Source organism: Alteromonas sp. CNT1-28, from assembly GCF_022348345.1.
Classification (GTDB): domain Bacteria; phylum Pseudomonadota; class Gammaproteobacteria; order Enterobacterales; family Alteromonadaceae; genus Alteromonas; species Alteromonas macleodii.
In genome coordinates this window covers 15,702-30,174 of sequence record NZ_JAKREZ010000001.1, presented here as the reverse complement: position 1 = coordinate 30,174, position 14,473 = coordinate 15,702, and the positions used below count along the sequence as shown (strand labels likewise).

The following is a 14,473-nucleotide window of genomic DNA, read 5'->3' as shown; positions in this document are numbered from 1 at the left end:
TGCCAGATATGTTCTGAAGACGGGCATTCTAGTTAGGAAAATACGTTGAATGCATTCTATACCAATCCGCATAGATCATTACCCACTCAGTGGGCAATGATCTATGCGGATTGGTATTATTTACCGATGTCAGCGCAATTATTTGATCTCTCGTCGTAGTTTGCGGATACAAATTGCAAATGTGGTATCATTAACCACAGACATAATATGGATTTTACCATCAAGCGGTAAGCTTCACAGCCCAGCGTTACCTTAAGGACTTAGCCTTTTCATGCCTTCGATTTGGAGCGGGCTTGCCAGTTTGCAAGACCATCTTTTCCGACAATTTATGTTTAGAATCACCAAAGCAGTCCGAGTTTTGGTGGGCAGTACATTGTGCACGCTAGCGTGTGCTCTCTTTACTTTTTCACATGCCCAAGACCCTATTTCTTATAACATTCAGGGCGTAGAAGACGACAAACTGCGTAATAATATCCGCCTGCATTTAAACAGTCTCGACGTGGAAAAATCGTTGCTTACTGACCCTTACTGGCAAGATGAAGTCGGCGAAACTGTAGCGACGGCGGTTCAACCCTATGGCTATTACAACAGCGAAACCAAGGTAAGTATTGAAGAGGGCGACAAGGTTACAGTGAATGTTGCTTTGAATGCGCCGCTTACCATAAATAAAGTTACTCGCGAAATAATAGGTGCAGGACGTGAAGATAAGGCTTTCAGAGAACGTTTTAATTCGCTAAAGCTTAAAGAAGGCGACGTGTTAAACCAAACCATTTACGAGTCGTTTAAGTCGTCCATGTTTAACTACGCCTTATCTAATGGCTATTTTGATTATTTTTGGCAGGCGACGCGTCTCGACCTAGTGCGTGACGAAAAACAAGCAAACGTACTTTTGATTGCGCAAAGCGGGCCCCAGTACCAATTTGGAGAGCTAAAATTTATTGGCGATGACAAAGCGAAAGCCATCATTGAGCGGCTAAAGCCGTTTAAAACAGGCGATGCGTACTCTTCAGCAACACTTGCCGATTTCAACAGAAGCCTTAATCAATCTGGGTATTTTACCCGCGTTATTGCACGCCCGGTTGTAAGTGAGGCTGATGGTTTGCTGGTACCGGTTGAGGTATCGTTACTTCACAGACCTACAGACGCATTTAACGTTTCTGTTGGCGCAGCCACTGACACGGGCCCACGGGTTCGCTTAGGATGGGAGCGTCCTTGGGTGAATAGTAAAGGGCACTCTGTTTCATCTGATATTTTCATTTCAGCGCCAGAACAATCAGTGACTGCCGACTACCGTATACCTATGAGAAACATAACGCGGGATTACGCGAGTATAGAGGCGGGTTACCAATTTATAGAGTACAGCAACACTTCCTTTGAGAGTGAAACCCTATCTTTGTCTGCACACCGTTACTGGCAACATGACAATTCACCATGGCAACACGATGGCTCGGTGACCTATCTACGTGAAACTTATGATCAAGGGGAATTGAGTACAAACACCACGTCCCTAGTATTACCCGGGTACTCGTTAACCTATCGCGATAAAGACAGTGAGCTCAACATTAATAATGGTACCTACCTTCAAATGCTCACCCAAATAGGCAGAGAAGGTTATGGTTCTGATATCGATTTTGCCAAGGCCGTGGTTGAAGCCACGCTTATCCGTACCTTTAACAATGTGCACAGAATAACCATACGCGGTGAAGCTGGGGTTATTAAAACCAATAGTTTTGATGAGGTGCCAACGTCGTTGCGTTTTTATGCAGGGGGCGATAAAAGTGTTCGCGGCTTCGACTATCGCGAAATTTCTCCGACAGCTGAAGTCATTGATCCAGAAACAGGAGAACTCATTGTTGACTCTATTGGAGGGAAGTACCTTGCTACATCGAGTGTAGAGTATGCCTATCAAGTGGCAGATAATTGGAGAGTGGCAGCGTTTGTCGATGCAGGTACAGCAACAAACGACACCAGCACAACGCTGACATATAGCGTTGGACCTGGTGTACATTGGCTTTCACCAATAGGTCCAGTCAGACTTTACGTGGCAAGAGGCTTTGCGCCAGACGAGAATACATGGCAGTTACATATTTTGTTGGGGCCTGAGCTATGAGAAAACGTACGCTTTCGGCTATTTTACTTTCACCGGTTCTTATACTGGTCGCGTTGTATGCCGTTTTGATAAGTCCCTTAGGCGGCCCTACCGTTAAGTTACTGGCCAACACGTTTGTTGAAAACCTCTCCATCGATGCCATTGACGGTGGGTTTGCTGACACACTAGAAGTGCATAATGTTGAGTGGGAAAACCCGCAATGGAAGGTGTCTGCACAATATGCCTACATTGATATTACCTGGCGTTGTTTGTTTGAGCCTAGAGTATGTGTCAATGAAGTCACGCTGGAAAACGCTACGCTTACACAGCGATCAAACGCGCCTGACTCTTCCGATGATGCACCTTCAGGTGGCCAGATTGAATTACCGCTGCCCATTGATGTTGGGTATTTAGCGCTAACGAATATCAAACTTGCTCTACTTACGACAACAGTAGAAATTGATGAACTAGAGCTGACCGATTTTGAAGGAAATAGCGACCTCATACTTGACAGCATCGCCGCGAAAGGTGTTCGCATTGCTCTGCTAAACCAAGATGAAGCTGCCAGCTCTACACCGGCAGCCATGACCAATGCATCGGAAACTAATAGTGAGCAGCCTGCTCCCAAAAAAGAACAGGCTCCAAGTGCTGATAGCGCTTTGCCTACGTCATACTCACTAAGCTACGACGTCCCCGTACTACCAAATATAGCTACGCCTATTCCTTTGTCTCTTGGTACTTTTTTAGTAGAAGATCTACACATAATTCAAGGGGAGAGCAAACAGCACATTTCACTCATCTCGCTGTTAGAGGCTCACTTTAAGGGCAGCGATGTCGCTATTGAAGAAATGACCGTTGTACATGAACAAGGTGAGGTGAAAGGAAAAGCGAGCGCAACACTTGACGGAAACTTCCCATTAAATGTGGCTATTAACGCGAAAACGAAGCTTGGCGACACACCACAAGAACTGAGTGTAGCGGCCGCGGGTGCGTTGGACGACTTAACGCTGTCAGTTGTAGCCAAAGGCGCGGTAACCGCAAACGCTAACCTAATGGCCAACATTCTAGACAGTAACCTTCCCATAGAATTCACTGCGAACTGGCAAGAGCAAGCCATACCGACAGTGGAAAACACTACGCTTAAAGAAGGACAGTTAACGCTTTCCGGCACCATGGGTGATTACGTACTTAAAGGAGCTGGCGCAGCTACATTGCCTGACATTGGCAATGTACCGGTATCACTTGATGTGGTGCTGAAAAAGAACAATATTTTTGTTAATCAAGCCAATATAAACGCTTTGGATGGGAGCTTAACCAACACAGGTACCCTTTATCTAAATGAGAGTATCGCGTGGGAAGGTAAGACAACGCTTAAGAATGTATCAGGGCGGCAATTCAGCACTTATGCGCCTGAAAAAATTAGCGGAGAAATAGACAGTATATTGCAATACTCTGAGCGCGGCGGATTACATATGAGCCTAAGAGATATGACTGTCTCGGGTGTACTTCAGGGCAAACCGCTTCAGGTGAAAGGGAATGCGGTTTATGCTGGCCCCAGCGACTTATTCGTTACTAACGTCAATATCATTCAAGAACACGAGCAAGAGCGAAACACGATACGCGCCATTGCTCAAGTACTGAATAAGCGGCATTTAAATGCAAATATTGCGATAAACGTTAACGCTATTTCAAGCCTATACCCAGAAGTGACAGGTGCGATAAGTGGTAATATCACAGCCGCCGGTCCTTGGCAAAACCCAAGTGCTAATGGCACACTCGCCCTATCTAATATTGCTGTGTCACCCAATTTAAATGCCTCTGCCGCGCAGCAAGGACCATTGAACGGCGAAATCAAAGTTAACGGTACCTATCGCGACCACACCGCAGATATTGACCTAGCTGTGCCCAACAATAATATTGGGCTGTCTTTAAAAGGTGCATGGACTAACAATCACTGGGTGGGAGAAATTAGTGATACCGCATTGAAGCTCGCTAATATGCAGTGGACGCTATCAAGCCCGTTCAGTGTAGATATAGGCACCACACCTATAACGGCTAAAATAGGTCAGCACTGTTGGACCTCTCGAAAAGAAGGTGAGCTGTGTATTTCAAACGTGAATTATCAACAAAACAAAGCCAGTTGGGATATCAGCGCGACGGCGCTGCCCATCGGGTTGTGGGCGAACGAGTTAGCGCCTACTGTTGTTTCAAGCCCCTCACAAGCAACACTTACCGTAAAAACCAAAGGCAGCTACTCAGCTAACGACCCAATCGATGCTACATTTACTGCGTCTATGAGTTCTGCGCCATGGCAACTTGGTGAAACGCGCCCGCTAACGCTCACTATTAACTCCATAGAAACTAAAGGAGAGATAAAGCAGGGGCAGTTAGCATCAACGTCTGTGATCTCAAGCCAAGATGTCGGGGATGCAACACTAACCTTGAATACCCGTCCTTTCGAATCGCGTATACCACTTGATGGTAAACTAGAGATGCAAGGGCTTAATGTTGCACCATTCAAACCCCTTTCCCCTGCTATCAGAACCCTTACAGGAAAGTTAAACGGGAACGTATCGTTAAGTGGTTACATTGACGACCCTACGCTTAACGGTGAATTGACAGTTTCAAATGGCGCTATCGATATACAAGATACACCTGTGACACTGGCCGATTGGAATCAAAAAGTATCGCTTAATGGTCAAACCGCTGCTCTAGACGGCACCTTCTTACTAGGCGGAGGAAAAGGGGCGTTAAAAGGCGAGTTAGACTGGTCATCCAACCCCAGTGCGACATTTGATTTAAAAGGAAACGGTTTCGAAATTCGTCAGCCAAACATTCGACTCAAGGTATCACCGAATATCGATATCGCCGCCACAAAAGAAAAAGTGGACGTGAGTGGCGAGGTAAATATTCCTTGGGCGAGAATTGAAATAGAGTCGCTACCTGAGAGTGCTGTTTCCCCATCAAAAGACGTGCACCTGCGTGGCGAACCGGATAGAGAGGAACCGCTAGATATCGTCCACGCTTCGGTATTGGTAAACATCGACAAAAACAAAACCGAAGAAGTAAAACTCGAAGCGTTTGGCCTTACTGCAAGTTTGTATGGTGGCATTCGCGTAAACACTCAACCTGCACTTGTGGGCTATGGTGACCTTCAAATTTTAAATGGTCGATACAACGCTTACGGACAACAGTTAATTATTCAAACCGGTGAAGTACAATTTAACGGCCCAATTGACCAACCTTTGTTGCTGGTCGAAGCCATCCGCGACCCGGCTAAAACCGATGACGACGTAATTGCAGGTATCCGAATTGATGGCGCGGCTGACTCGCCAAGTATTAACCTGTTCTCTGAGCCTGCAATGGATCAACAGGGCGTATTGTCATATCTACTCACAGGTTCTGGACCGAACTCGGGCACACAAGATCCTAACTACGCTGCGCTGCTGGTAGGTTTTGGTTTATCCAACACCAAAACCCTGACAGGGCAAGTGGGAAGCGCGCTAGGTATTGATGATTTTAGTTTAAGCACTAACGAAGATTTACTGTCGGTAAGAGGGCAGATTAACGAGCGATTATCTGTGGAATACAATGTGGACGTTGGTCTAAGTAACAACGACGCTAATAGCACGCTACGACGCAGACAACTACCGCCTGACTTGGCGGTAAAATATCAGCTTCTACCTAGTTTATATTTAGAAGCCATTCAAACCACACTGGAAGACCAATCTGAGTTCGCGTTAGACCTTTATTATGAGTTTTTCTTGGGTGATAACAGAACCCGTAGAGATAGTGATGAAGACGACAGTGAATCTGACGAGTCCAATGAAAGCGCAGAGCAAGATCTGAAAGATAAGGTGAGCACTCCGAGCACAAGTAATAACAATTAAGCGCTCAAAGTCAAAACATCGTACTTTTGCACTCATGCGCCCTTAACGCTGCTGTGCCATCTTCTCAAGCGTTTCGAGTTGACGCTCAAAACGCTTTTGTCTTTTGCTCGCCCACACATACCACACTAGCATCACAACGCTCATGGACGTCATAACTATAGCCATCTTCATAACTTTCTCTGGGGTAAGCTCCCCATAAAAATAGCGCTCCACCAGAAAGGCACATCCAAATAACACTGCAGTCCATGTCGAGTGTTTAGTGATTACAGCAATCTTCACGTTATTCTTAATTTGCTTTATTAGCTGCGTTAGGTGGTCAGCGGTTTGAGTGTCTTTTGAAAATGCGGCCACTCTTCTTAACCACAGCTGATAAACAAGCAGGGGAAGAGCCGTGACCAGCATAAAAACAAACATCGCGTGGGCGACAAAAGTGAACTTTTCCCAAGTAACAACTAGCAAGTAGATCGCTGGGATAAACGCTAAGGAGTCAACCAACATATACCAGCGTTGCTTGGTTCGCTCGCTGCTTAAACTGGCTTTTACTTCCGAGAGGTTGATAGTCGTAACTGGCTGAGCTTGCCATAGCGCAGAAAGGCCATCATTTTGCGCATCGTCTACTGATACGGGCGGGTTCGTTTGATTCTCTTTATCTGAATTATGCATGCGGTTGCTCCTGCATGATACTTTGCTTGGCGCGCTTTAAAATCACACCAACATGATTTTTAGTCAGACCACAGACGTCTGCAATTTCATCGTAACTTAAGCCTTCAAGAGAAAGCGTTAGCACTTGTCTTGACTGCAATGGAAGTGCCCGTACCGCGCGAAGTAGGCGTTCTAATGACTGGTGTTGACTAGACATTTCCTCTGGTGAATGGGTAGTACTCGCGAACCCGTCAGAGCCCAAATCATCGTGGTCATATTGATGGGTATCGAGACGCTTCACTTGATTTGCTACGTGAGTAACTGCGCGGTTATGAGCTATCTTCAAAATATAGGTTTTCACGCTGCTATCGCCCTTAAAGCGAGACAGCCCCTGCCAGACGGCAATAGCAATTTCTTGCAATAATTCTTGCTGCATCGCTTCGTTTGCTTCATAGCTGTTGGCTACACGGCTCAGTATTGCCCCGTATTGCGCAAAAACATCTTCAAAACCCTGCCCCAACGTCACATCCCTAATCACAAAAACTGTTGTTATTTTATTGTGTTACTTCTATCAGTCTGCCCCCACGAATTATTATTACAAACTTTTTTCGTCAATGCTGTAATTTTTTTAAGCAACAAACGACTAGTTAAAACAGTAAGTGCAGTAACGTGCGTTTAGGGCATTTTCCCTAAAAGCCTTCAACCTTGAAATTTGGATTAGGAAAAAATTATGTCTACGTTAAGTATAGTTTTGTTAATTGGCAGCCTGACGTCGCTTGTGCTTTTGGCAAGCTACTTAGACGCAAAATTTCAGTGGCGACTAAACGACTGGATGAACGGCGAGTGCAGCAACCCGTTCGTTAAAAGCGTGACCGACAAACAGCAGCAGCGTTTAGAGGAAAAAGATGCGCAGATTGAAGCTTTGATGGCGCGAATCGAAACCCTTGAAACCATTGTTACCGAGCCTGCTTACGAACTGAATAAGAAAATCAACGCGCTCAAATAAACGGTTTTACCAGCTCCTAGCTCGACACCGGTGGGCGACGCATAAAGCGGGGAACTTTCCCCATTGCAATGGCGTTGCCTACCAGCACAATGACCACCCCAACCACAGATAAAACGCTCCAGGTATAGCCTTCGAAAAAGGTGGAAATAACCAGTGCAACCATGGGGTATACCAAGACCACATATGCAGCCTTGTCAGCGCCCATTTGCTTTAACAGTTTCATGTACGCGCCAAACGCAAACACAGAGCCAAAGATAGCCAGATAAAGCAGCGACAGATAGAACTCGGTATGGGTAGGAATGACCAACTTACCCGGCATTGCCAGTGAGGTGATGAAAAGCAGCACCATGGCATAGCTCATGGCATAGAAGTTCATTTGGATAACAGGCGTACCCGAGGTCAAAATACGCTCGGAGATAACGTTACCTGTTGAGGCGCAGAAAAAGCTGACAAACGCTATAGCGAGGCCGGTGGCAAGCGCCGCATCCATGGAGACTTTGGAAAACTCCGGCACAAACAAACACACAATGCCCAGCAAGCCAAATGTAGCACCTACAACCACTTCTTTTCTTATAGGCTCTTTAAGCCACCATCGCCGAAGCACAACATTAATGTAGATAATACAAGAACTCATAAGGGCTAACAGCGCGCTAATTATGTGCGCTTGCGCCATATACAGCAGCGTGTAATTTAAGCTGTATAAAAAGAGACCGACTGCGGCCATTTTCACATGAACATGTACCGGTAGCTTAAGCGGCAAACGCCTAACAACACAGTAAATCCCTAAACAGGCCGACGCCAATAAATAACGCAGCGCAATGGCAAACGTTTCAGAGGTATGCCCTATTTGGTAAGTGATGGCTATCCAGGTTGAGCCCCAAATCAGGCAGCACAGAGCAAATAAGGTTGCGTTATTCATAGTGGTGTTCTAGCCCTGGGGAGCTGATAAACAAGAAGATAAGTGGGCAGATAAATGGTCAATAGCACTATCTAGCAGTTTTTGCCTAGCGCCATTACCAATCCACGCATTATGCGGCGTTACCAGCAAGTTAGGTAGTGCCTCTTTAAGCAATATATGATCAACAGGCGGAGGCTCGACACTTAATACATCTAATCCCGCGCCACCAATTTGATTGTTTTTAAGCGCATGATAGAGTGCCTCTTCATCAACCAAACCGCCGCGAGCCGTATTGATGAGAAAAGCGGTTGGCTTCATCAGCGACAACGTCTCGGCATTAATAAGCTTATCGGTGGCTTCAGTAAGCGGGCAATGAAGACTTACCACATCGGCATTTGGTAAAAGCGATGCAAGACTTGGACGAGGGTCGTCTTGTTTACCTGGGCGAGCAGCGATACTCACCTGCATACCCATAGCCTTAAACAATGCCTCTACACGCTTGCCAAGCTCGCCATGCCCAACAATTACCGCATGCTTACCCGCCAATTCCACCACGGGATGATTGAGTAAGCAGAAATGAGAAGATGCAGACCATGCTTGATTGCGCATATCGCGCTGATACGTCACAAAATTGGTGGCCAAATTCAACGCCAAGGTCAACGTATGTTGAGCAACGCTGTCAGTGCCATAGCCCTCTACATTTTGAACGGTAATACCAGCTTGTTCGCAGTAATCACGGTCGATATTGTTCATGCCGGTCGCAGTTACACCAATATAGCGCAGCTGACTGGCCTGCTGTAAATCTTTGGCTTGTAGCACGACTTTGTTAACCAGCACGACATCGGCATTTTTAATGCGCTCGGCAACGTCTTCGGCTTGAGTTTGTTGATGAAGCGTAATCGCGGCGTCGAAATTGTTTTGTACGTCATCGAGTGAAGAGGTATCAAGACTGGGCAAATCCATGGTTTCGGCGTCTAGAAAGACAACCTGCTTTTGATTGCCGATGCTCATCGCTTGTGATGCATTGTGTTTCGTCATTTTTGCCATGCTCTACATTACTTCCACAATCGACTCTAACGCTGTTTTCACATTAACAGGAATAGGAATGGCCTTGTCGGTTTTTCTATCTACAAACACATGCACAAATTGGCCATGAGCCACGCGTCGCTTATTCTCTCCGGCATAAACCGATAGACCATAAGTCACTGAACTTCTACCAATTTTGATAACGCGCAACCCTACAAAAATGTCTTCAGGGTAGGCTGCCGGAGCAATGTACTGACACTGACTACTTACCACATACGCCACGGATTGCCCGTTGTGTATATCTAGCCCACCTTCTTCAATTAAAAAGCGGTTTACCGCGGTATCAAAGAAACCATAGTACACAACATTGTTGATATGTCCGTACGCATCATTGTCTTGCCAACGCGTGGCGATAGTGACTTTGTAAGGGTAGTCGGCAAGTGTAGGTGTGATATCAGTCATGATCGTCCCTTAGTGAATAAATGTATCGCTTTGTTGTTGGCGCAAATAATGAAAATCGATGAACGACTAACGCCAATTAATGTTTAATGTGCGGTAGTCTATTGCAGCGATTCTTTTGGGTAGCGCTATGAATAAAGCACCATATCGTCACGGTGAATGGCAACATCCGTTGTTTCATAACCTAACACACTGGCAATTTCTTTCGACTTTTTCCCTTTTATAAGCGTTAAGTCTTTTGCGTTATATAAGCAAAGCCCCTTGGCAATAACTTCTCCTTGGCACACCACTTCAACAGCGTCGCCTTGTTCAAACAAACCGACGACATCAACAATACCCGATGGCAGTAATGACGCGCCTTTTCGCACTAACGCCTCTTTCGCACCGCTATCAACGTCTATTCTGCCAGCGGTTTTAAGCGTATGGGTAAGCCACAGTCTGCGCGCGCTGGCGGGAGTGCTACTAGCATTGAATAGGGTTCCCGGCACTTTACCTTCAAGTAATGCATCGAAGGTTTCGCCTTTTCGACCGTTTACAATAAGAGTTTGAATACCGCTACTGGTGCACTTGTCTGCCGCTTCAATTTTTGTGCGCATGCCGCCAGTTCCTACCGCAGTTCCAGCGCCGCCGGCAAGGCCGTAAATGGTGCTGTCTATTTTATCTACCTGTGGAATGAGTGTGGCGCTGGCGTCTTTTCTTGGATCTGCGGTAAATAAACCATCGATATCTGAGCAGATAATCAGCGTGTCAGCTTGAGCAACTAACGCCGTATAGGCACCTAAGTTATCGTTGTCACCCACTTTAAGTTCATTCACTGCAACCGTGTCGTTTTCATTCACAATGGGTAACGCATTGTGATTCAAAATTTCGCGCAAGGTGTTTTTAATATTTACGTAGCGGGTTCTATCGCGTAGATCATCCGCCGTTAACAATACTTGTGCACAGGGAAAGTCGAAAAAGCGCTGCCAGTTGGCCATCATTAAATTCTGGCCAATCGCAGCCATGGCTTGCTTTTCTGCAATAGATGCGTTGTGACGAACCTTCACTTTGCTGCGGCCCGCGGCAACACTGCCAGAAGAGACCAGAATAATTTCTTTGCCAGCTTCGCGACTAGCAGTAATAAATCGAGCAAGAGACAGTAAATAACGCCCACTACACTCATTGCCTTCAGGAGCAATAAGCGCACTGCCAACTTTTATAACGGCACGTTGCCAATTAAAACGGTTCATAGGGGGAAGAAAAAAAGAAAACAAGAGCTTAAGAATACGACAGTTAAAGCGCGAAACAAAACGATCTGTTACAGTTTTTTTGCGTTAAAACATGGTTAGTTTACGGTCAAAAAATTGGATTGTGACAGGCATACTTATATACTAGGCGGTGTTATCTTATAACAATTCTAACTTACAAGTTGCAAGGAACCTGCATGAGCACCGCAAAACGACACCTTTTCTGGCTAGCGCCAGTGTTGTCTATGCTGATTTCTCTTCCTAGTACCGCCGCTATTAAACAAACTAAAGGCGATTTCGAAGATAAATTCCGTCAGCTGGACGAAGTTCTTCCTACTCCAAACGTATACCGTAACGCCGCTGGTGAGCCAGGCCACCAGTATTGGCAACAACAAGTAGATTACGATATTGACGTAAAGCTACTTGAAGACAAACGCCGCATTGAAGCAAGCGAAACCATTACTTACCACAACAACGCGCCAGATACGCTTAAGTACTTGTGGATCCAGCTTGACCAAAACAAATTCCGCGACGATTCAATGTCTGCGCTTACTACCACGTTTGGCGGTATCGGTAACCGCGGGCCGGGTACGCAAGCTGCTAGCGGCGATGCGCCAGCTAAGCTAAGCATGGGTGCATTGCGCCGTCAGCAGTTTGTTGACGACAACGAGCTGGGCTATACCATCTCTCGTGTTGAAGACAAAGCGGGCAATGATTTACGTCACACAGTAGTTGGCACCTTAATGCGTGTTGACTTGGCTCAACCGTTGAAGCCAGGCAGCAAAGTTACGTTTGATATCGATTTTGCGTTTAACATTGTTGAAGAAGACGCTGTTTCAGCACGTGCAGGTTACGAGCACTTCCCTGATGACGAACGTGAAGGTGGTAACGACATCTTCTTGCTAGCACAGTGGTTCCCACGCCTAGCTGCATACACCGACTACGAAGCATGGACTAATAAAGAATTTATTGGCCGTGGTGAGTTCACGCTAGAGTTCGGTAACTACGAGGTAGATATTACGGTTCCTGCTGACCACATCGTATCGTCAACGGGTGTGCTTCAAAACCCGAAAGACGTGTTAACTAAAACACAGCGCGACCGTCTGAAAAAGGCAGAAAAAGCTGACCGTATCGTATTCATTGTTTCACCAGAAGAAGCGATTGAGAACGAAAAAGAAGGCACGACTAAGCTTAAAACCTGGACTTTTAAGGCTGAAAACGTACGTGACTTTGCATGGGCCTCTTCGCGTAAATTTGCGTGGGATGCGCGTGGTTATCAGCAAGGCGGTGACACTCAACCATTGGTAATGGCCATGTCTTTCTACCCGAAAGAAGGTGGCGAGCTATGGCAGAAGTATTCTACAGAATCAATCATCCACACCATGGATGTTTATAGCCGCTTTAGCTTCGATTACCCATACCCAGTAGCCCAATCAGTAAATGGTCCAGTTGGCGGCATGGAATACCCCATGATCACCTTCAACGGCCCGCGCACAGAGCTTCGTGACGATGGTTCACGCACGTACTCGCTTGCTGAGAAACGTTTCCTTATTGGCGTGGTTATTCACGAAGTAGGTCATATCTATTTCCCTATGACAGTTAACTCTGACGAGCGCCAGTGGACATGGATGGATGAAGGTCTGAATAGCTTCCTAGACGGCGTTGCCGGTCGCGAGTGGGATCCTACGATCCCTTGGGGCGTTGAGCCACGTGATATTACTGGCTACATGAAGTCTCAGACGCAGGTGCCAATTATGACCCAGTCTGACTCAGTGCTTCGCCTTGGCCCAAATGCCTATACCAAGCCTGCAGTAGCGCTTAACATTCTTCGCGAAACTATTCTTGGCCGTGAGCTGTTTGATTTCGCGTTTAAAGAGTACGCGCAGCGTTGGATGTTTAAACGTCCTACACCATCAGATTTCTTCCGTACTATGGAAGAGGCGTCAGGCGTTGACCTAGACTGGTTCTGGCGTGGTTGGTTTTACACCACAGACCATGTAGATATTAGCCTAGACAGCGTATACAAGCTTCGTTTAGACACTGAAGATCCAGATATCGATTTTGCTCGCGAGCGCGAAGCAGAAATGGAAAAACCGAAGTCACTTACCGACCTTCGTAATAAAGAAGAAGGCAAAAAGCTTTGGGTAGATCGCTTTGAAGATATCAGTGACTTCTACGACGAAAACGATCGTTACACCGTAACTAACAAAGAGCGTAACAAGTACAAGAAATTCTTGAAAGATCTTGAGCCTTGGGAGCGTAAAGCGTTTGAGCGTGCGGTGAAAGAAGACAAAAACTACTACGTGCTAGATTTCAGCAACAAGGGTGGGTTGGTGATGCCAATCATTCTTGAACTAACGTTTGAAGACGGCACGAAAGAAGAAATGCGTATTCCTGCGGAAATCTGGCGTCGTACACCTAAAGTCGTAAGCAAGCTTATTGTTACCGACAAAGACAAAGAGCTGGTAAGCGTAACCGTTGATCCGCACTGGGAAACCGCAGACGTAGATGTGGAAAATAACCACTACCCGCGTCGTATCATTCCTTCGCGTATTGAAGCGTATAAGAATAAGCCGCGTAACACTTACGAGTACCGCGACCTTATGCACGACTCAAAGACCGAACTGAAAACCGACGACGAGGACAAAGATGACGAATAAGTTGTCTTTGGCTCGCTTGCAGCAGAGCGCTCATGCTCTGCTTGCAAGCGTAAGTGCATTCGCAATTACGGCTGCGCTATTAGTTAGCGCAATGTCGTACAGCACTGCAGCCCAAGCGCATCAAATAAAAGCAGCAATTACCACGGTACTGTTCAATCCTAGAACAGAAAATATTGAGGTGATGCACCGCTTTAATTTGCACGATGCTGAACACGCGGTTAAGGCACTGTTCGACAAGCACGCAGATATTATGGACGACATAGAAACGCAGCAACAATTCGCTGATTACGTCGCCCACCACTTTGCAATTTTAAATGCGGCAGGCGAGCCATTAAAGCTTGCTGATGTTGGCTTTGAAGTTGAAGGTAAGCACTTTTGGGTTTATCAGGAAACTGCTGAGCCGCCTGTACTTGAAGGCATTAAAATTCGCCATGATGCATTGCGTGACTTGTGGCCAAAACAAGTGAATACGCTAAATGTAGAAGGCAAGGGTGATATCAAAACCCTGACATTTGCTGATAGCGTAAATTTGCTGGAAGTAAGCTTCAAAAGCCAAAATAGCGACCATCACTAATAC

General features: G+C 46.2%; 11 protein-coding genes. 5 read left to right on the top strand and 6 right to left on the bottom strand.

The features are described 5' to 3' along the window. Positions 1–271 precede the first annotated feature (271 nt). Together MHN02_RS00150 and MHN02_RS00145 are read left to right on the top strand one after the other, a co-directional pair. Positions 272–2,110 (top strand): autotransporter assembly complex family protein, encoded by a 1,839-nt coding sequence (locus MHN02_RS00150; RefSeq protein ID WP_168463753.1) that lies wholly within the window; start codon positions 272–274, stop codon positions 2,108–2,110. Further along, positions 2,107–5,979 carry a translocation/assembly module TamB domain-containing protein gene (locus MHN02_RS00145; protein ID WP_239244036.1) on the top strand — a complete coding sequence of 1,291 codons (3,873 nt, stop codon included), beginning with the start codon at positions 2,107–2,109 and terminating at the stop codon, positions 5,977–5,979. Before MHN02_RS00150 ends, MHN02_RS00145 begins: the two co-directional genes overlap by 4 nt. Before the next feature lie 42 nt (positions 5,980–6,021). On the opposite strand, the gene MHN02_RS00140 is transcribed toward MHN02_RS00145, so the two are convergent. Together MHN02_RS00140 and MHN02_RS00135 are read right to left on the bottom strand one after the other, a co-directional pair. Then, complete coding sequence (locus MHN02_RS00140) at positions 6,022–6,642, bottom strand: hypothetical protein (RefSeq protein WP_110289584.1); 621 nt, start codon at positions 6,640–6,642, stop codon at positions 6,022–6,024. Continuing rightward, the gene (locus MHN02_RS00135) at positions 6,635–7,141 is read right to left on the bottom strand and encodes a sigma-70 family RNA polymerase sigma factor (RefSeq protein ID WP_014980752.1); all 507 of its coding nucleotides are present in this window, start codon (positions 7,139–7,141) and stop codon (positions 6,635–6,637) included. Before MHN02_RS00135 ends, MHN02_RS00140 begins: the two co-directional genes overlap by 8 nt. A 210-nt stretch (positions 7,142–7,351) precedes the next feature. Here MHN02_RS00135 and MHN02_RS00130 point away from each other — a divergent pair, with 210 nt between their 5' ends. Beyond that, the gene (locus tag MHN02_RS00130; RefSeq protein ID WP_014951413.1) at positions 7,352–7,627 is read left to right on the top strand and encodes a hypothetical protein; all 276 of its coding nucleotides are present in this window, start codon (positions 7,352–7,354) and stop codon (positions 7,625–7,627) included. Positions 7,628–7,643: 16 nt separating this feature from the next. On the opposite strand, the gene MHN02_RS00125 is transcribed toward MHN02_RS00130, so the two are convergent. The 4 genes from MHN02_RS00125 to proB form a co-directional block, all read right to left on the bottom strand. Next, the gene (locus tag MHN02_RS00125) at positions 7,644–8,546 is read right to left on the bottom strand and encodes an EamA family transporter (protein WP_239244034.1); all 903 of its coding nucleotides are present in this window, start codon (positions 8,544–8,546) and stop codon (positions 7,644–7,646) included. A gap of 9 nt (positions 8,547–8,555) precedes the next feature. After that, on the bottom strand, positions 8,556–9,572 hold the full coding sequence (locus MHN02_RS00120; RefSeq protein WP_239244032.1) for a D-2-hydroxyacid dehydrogenase: 1,017 nt from the start codon (positions 9,570–9,572) through the stop codon (positions 8,556–8,558). 3 nt (positions 9,573–9,575) lie between these two features. Further along, positions 9,576–10,013: a thioesterase family protein gene (locus MHN02_RS00115; protein WP_014951416.1), complete on the bottom strand. Its 438-nt coding sequence runs from the start codon at positions 10,011–10,013 to the stop codon at positions 9,576–9,578. A gap of 125 nt (positions 10,014–10,138) precedes the next feature. Then, entirely contained in the window at positions 10,139–11,239 is a 1,101-nt protein-coding gene (gene proB / locus MHN02_RS00110) for a glutamate 5-kinase (RefSeq protein ID WP_014951417.1), read from the bottom strand. A gap of 194 nt (positions 11,240–11,433) precedes the next feature. Here proB and MHN02_RS00105 point away from each other — a divergent pair, with 194 nt between their 5' ends. Both MHN02_RS00105 and MHN02_RS00100 read left to right on the top strand, forming a co-directional pair. Beyond that, positions 11,434–13,896, top strand: coding sequence for a M1 family metallopeptidase (locus MHN02_RS00105; RefSeq protein WP_239244030.1), 2,463 nt, complete (start codon positions 11,434–11,436; stop codon positions 13,894–13,896). Beyond that, positions 13,886–14,470 carry a DUF6702 family protein gene (locus MHN02_RS00100; RefSeq protein ID WP_014977821.1) on the top strand — a complete coding sequence of 195 codons (585 nt, stop codon included), beginning with the start codon at positions 13,886–13,888 and terminating at the stop codon, positions 14,468–14,470. The genes MHN02_RS00105 and MHN02_RS00100 overlap by 11 nt, the downstream gene beginning before the upstream one ends. Positions 14,471–14,473: the final 3 nt, after the last annotated feature.

What these genes read in the sequence shown, in the direction of transcription:
- MHN02_RS00125 (WP_239244034.1), bottom strand. Translation starts at nt 8,546, where the DNA reads ATGAATAACGCAACCTTATTTGCTCTGTGCTGCCTGATTTGGGGCTCA.
- MHN02_RS00130 (WP_014951413.1), top strand. Translation starts at nt 7,352, where the DNA reads ATGTCTACGTTAAGTATAGTTTTGTTAATTGGCAGCCTGACGTCGCTT.
- MHN02_RS00145 (WP_239244036.1), top strand. Translation starts at nt 2,107, where the DNA reads ATGAGAAAACGTACGCTTTCGGCTATTTTACTTTCACCGGTTCTTATA.
- MHN02_RS00150 (WP_168463753.1), top strand. Translation starts at nt 272, where the DNA reads ATGCCTTCGATTTGGAGCGGGCTTGCCAGTTTGCAAGACCATCTTTTC.
- MHN02_RS00140 (WP_110289584.1), bottom strand. Translation starts at nt 6,642, where the DNA reads ATGCATAATTCAGATAAAGAGAATCAAACGAACCCGCCCGTATCAGTA.
- proB (WP_014951417.1), bottom strand. Translation starts at nt 11,239, where the DNA reads ATGAACCGTTTTAATTGGCAACGTGCCGTTATAAAAGTTGGCAGTGCG.
- MHN02_RS00100 (WP_014977821.1), top strand. Translation starts at nt 13,886, where the DNA reads ATGACGAATAAGTTGTCTTTGGCTCGCTTGCAGCAGAGCGCTCATGCT.
- MHN02_RS00120 (WP_239244032.1), bottom strand. Translation starts at nt 9,572, where the DNA reads ATGGCAAAAATGACGAAACACAATGCATCACAAGCGATGAGCATCGGC.
- MHN02_RS00105 (WP_239244030.1), top strand. Translation starts at nt 11,434, where the DNA reads ATGAGCACCGCAAAACGACACCTTTTCTGGCTAGCGCCAGTGTTGTCT.
- MHN02_RS00115 (WP_014951416.1), bottom strand. Translation starts at nt 10,013, where the DNA reads ATGACTGATATCACACCTACACTTGCCGACTACCCTTACAAAGTCACT.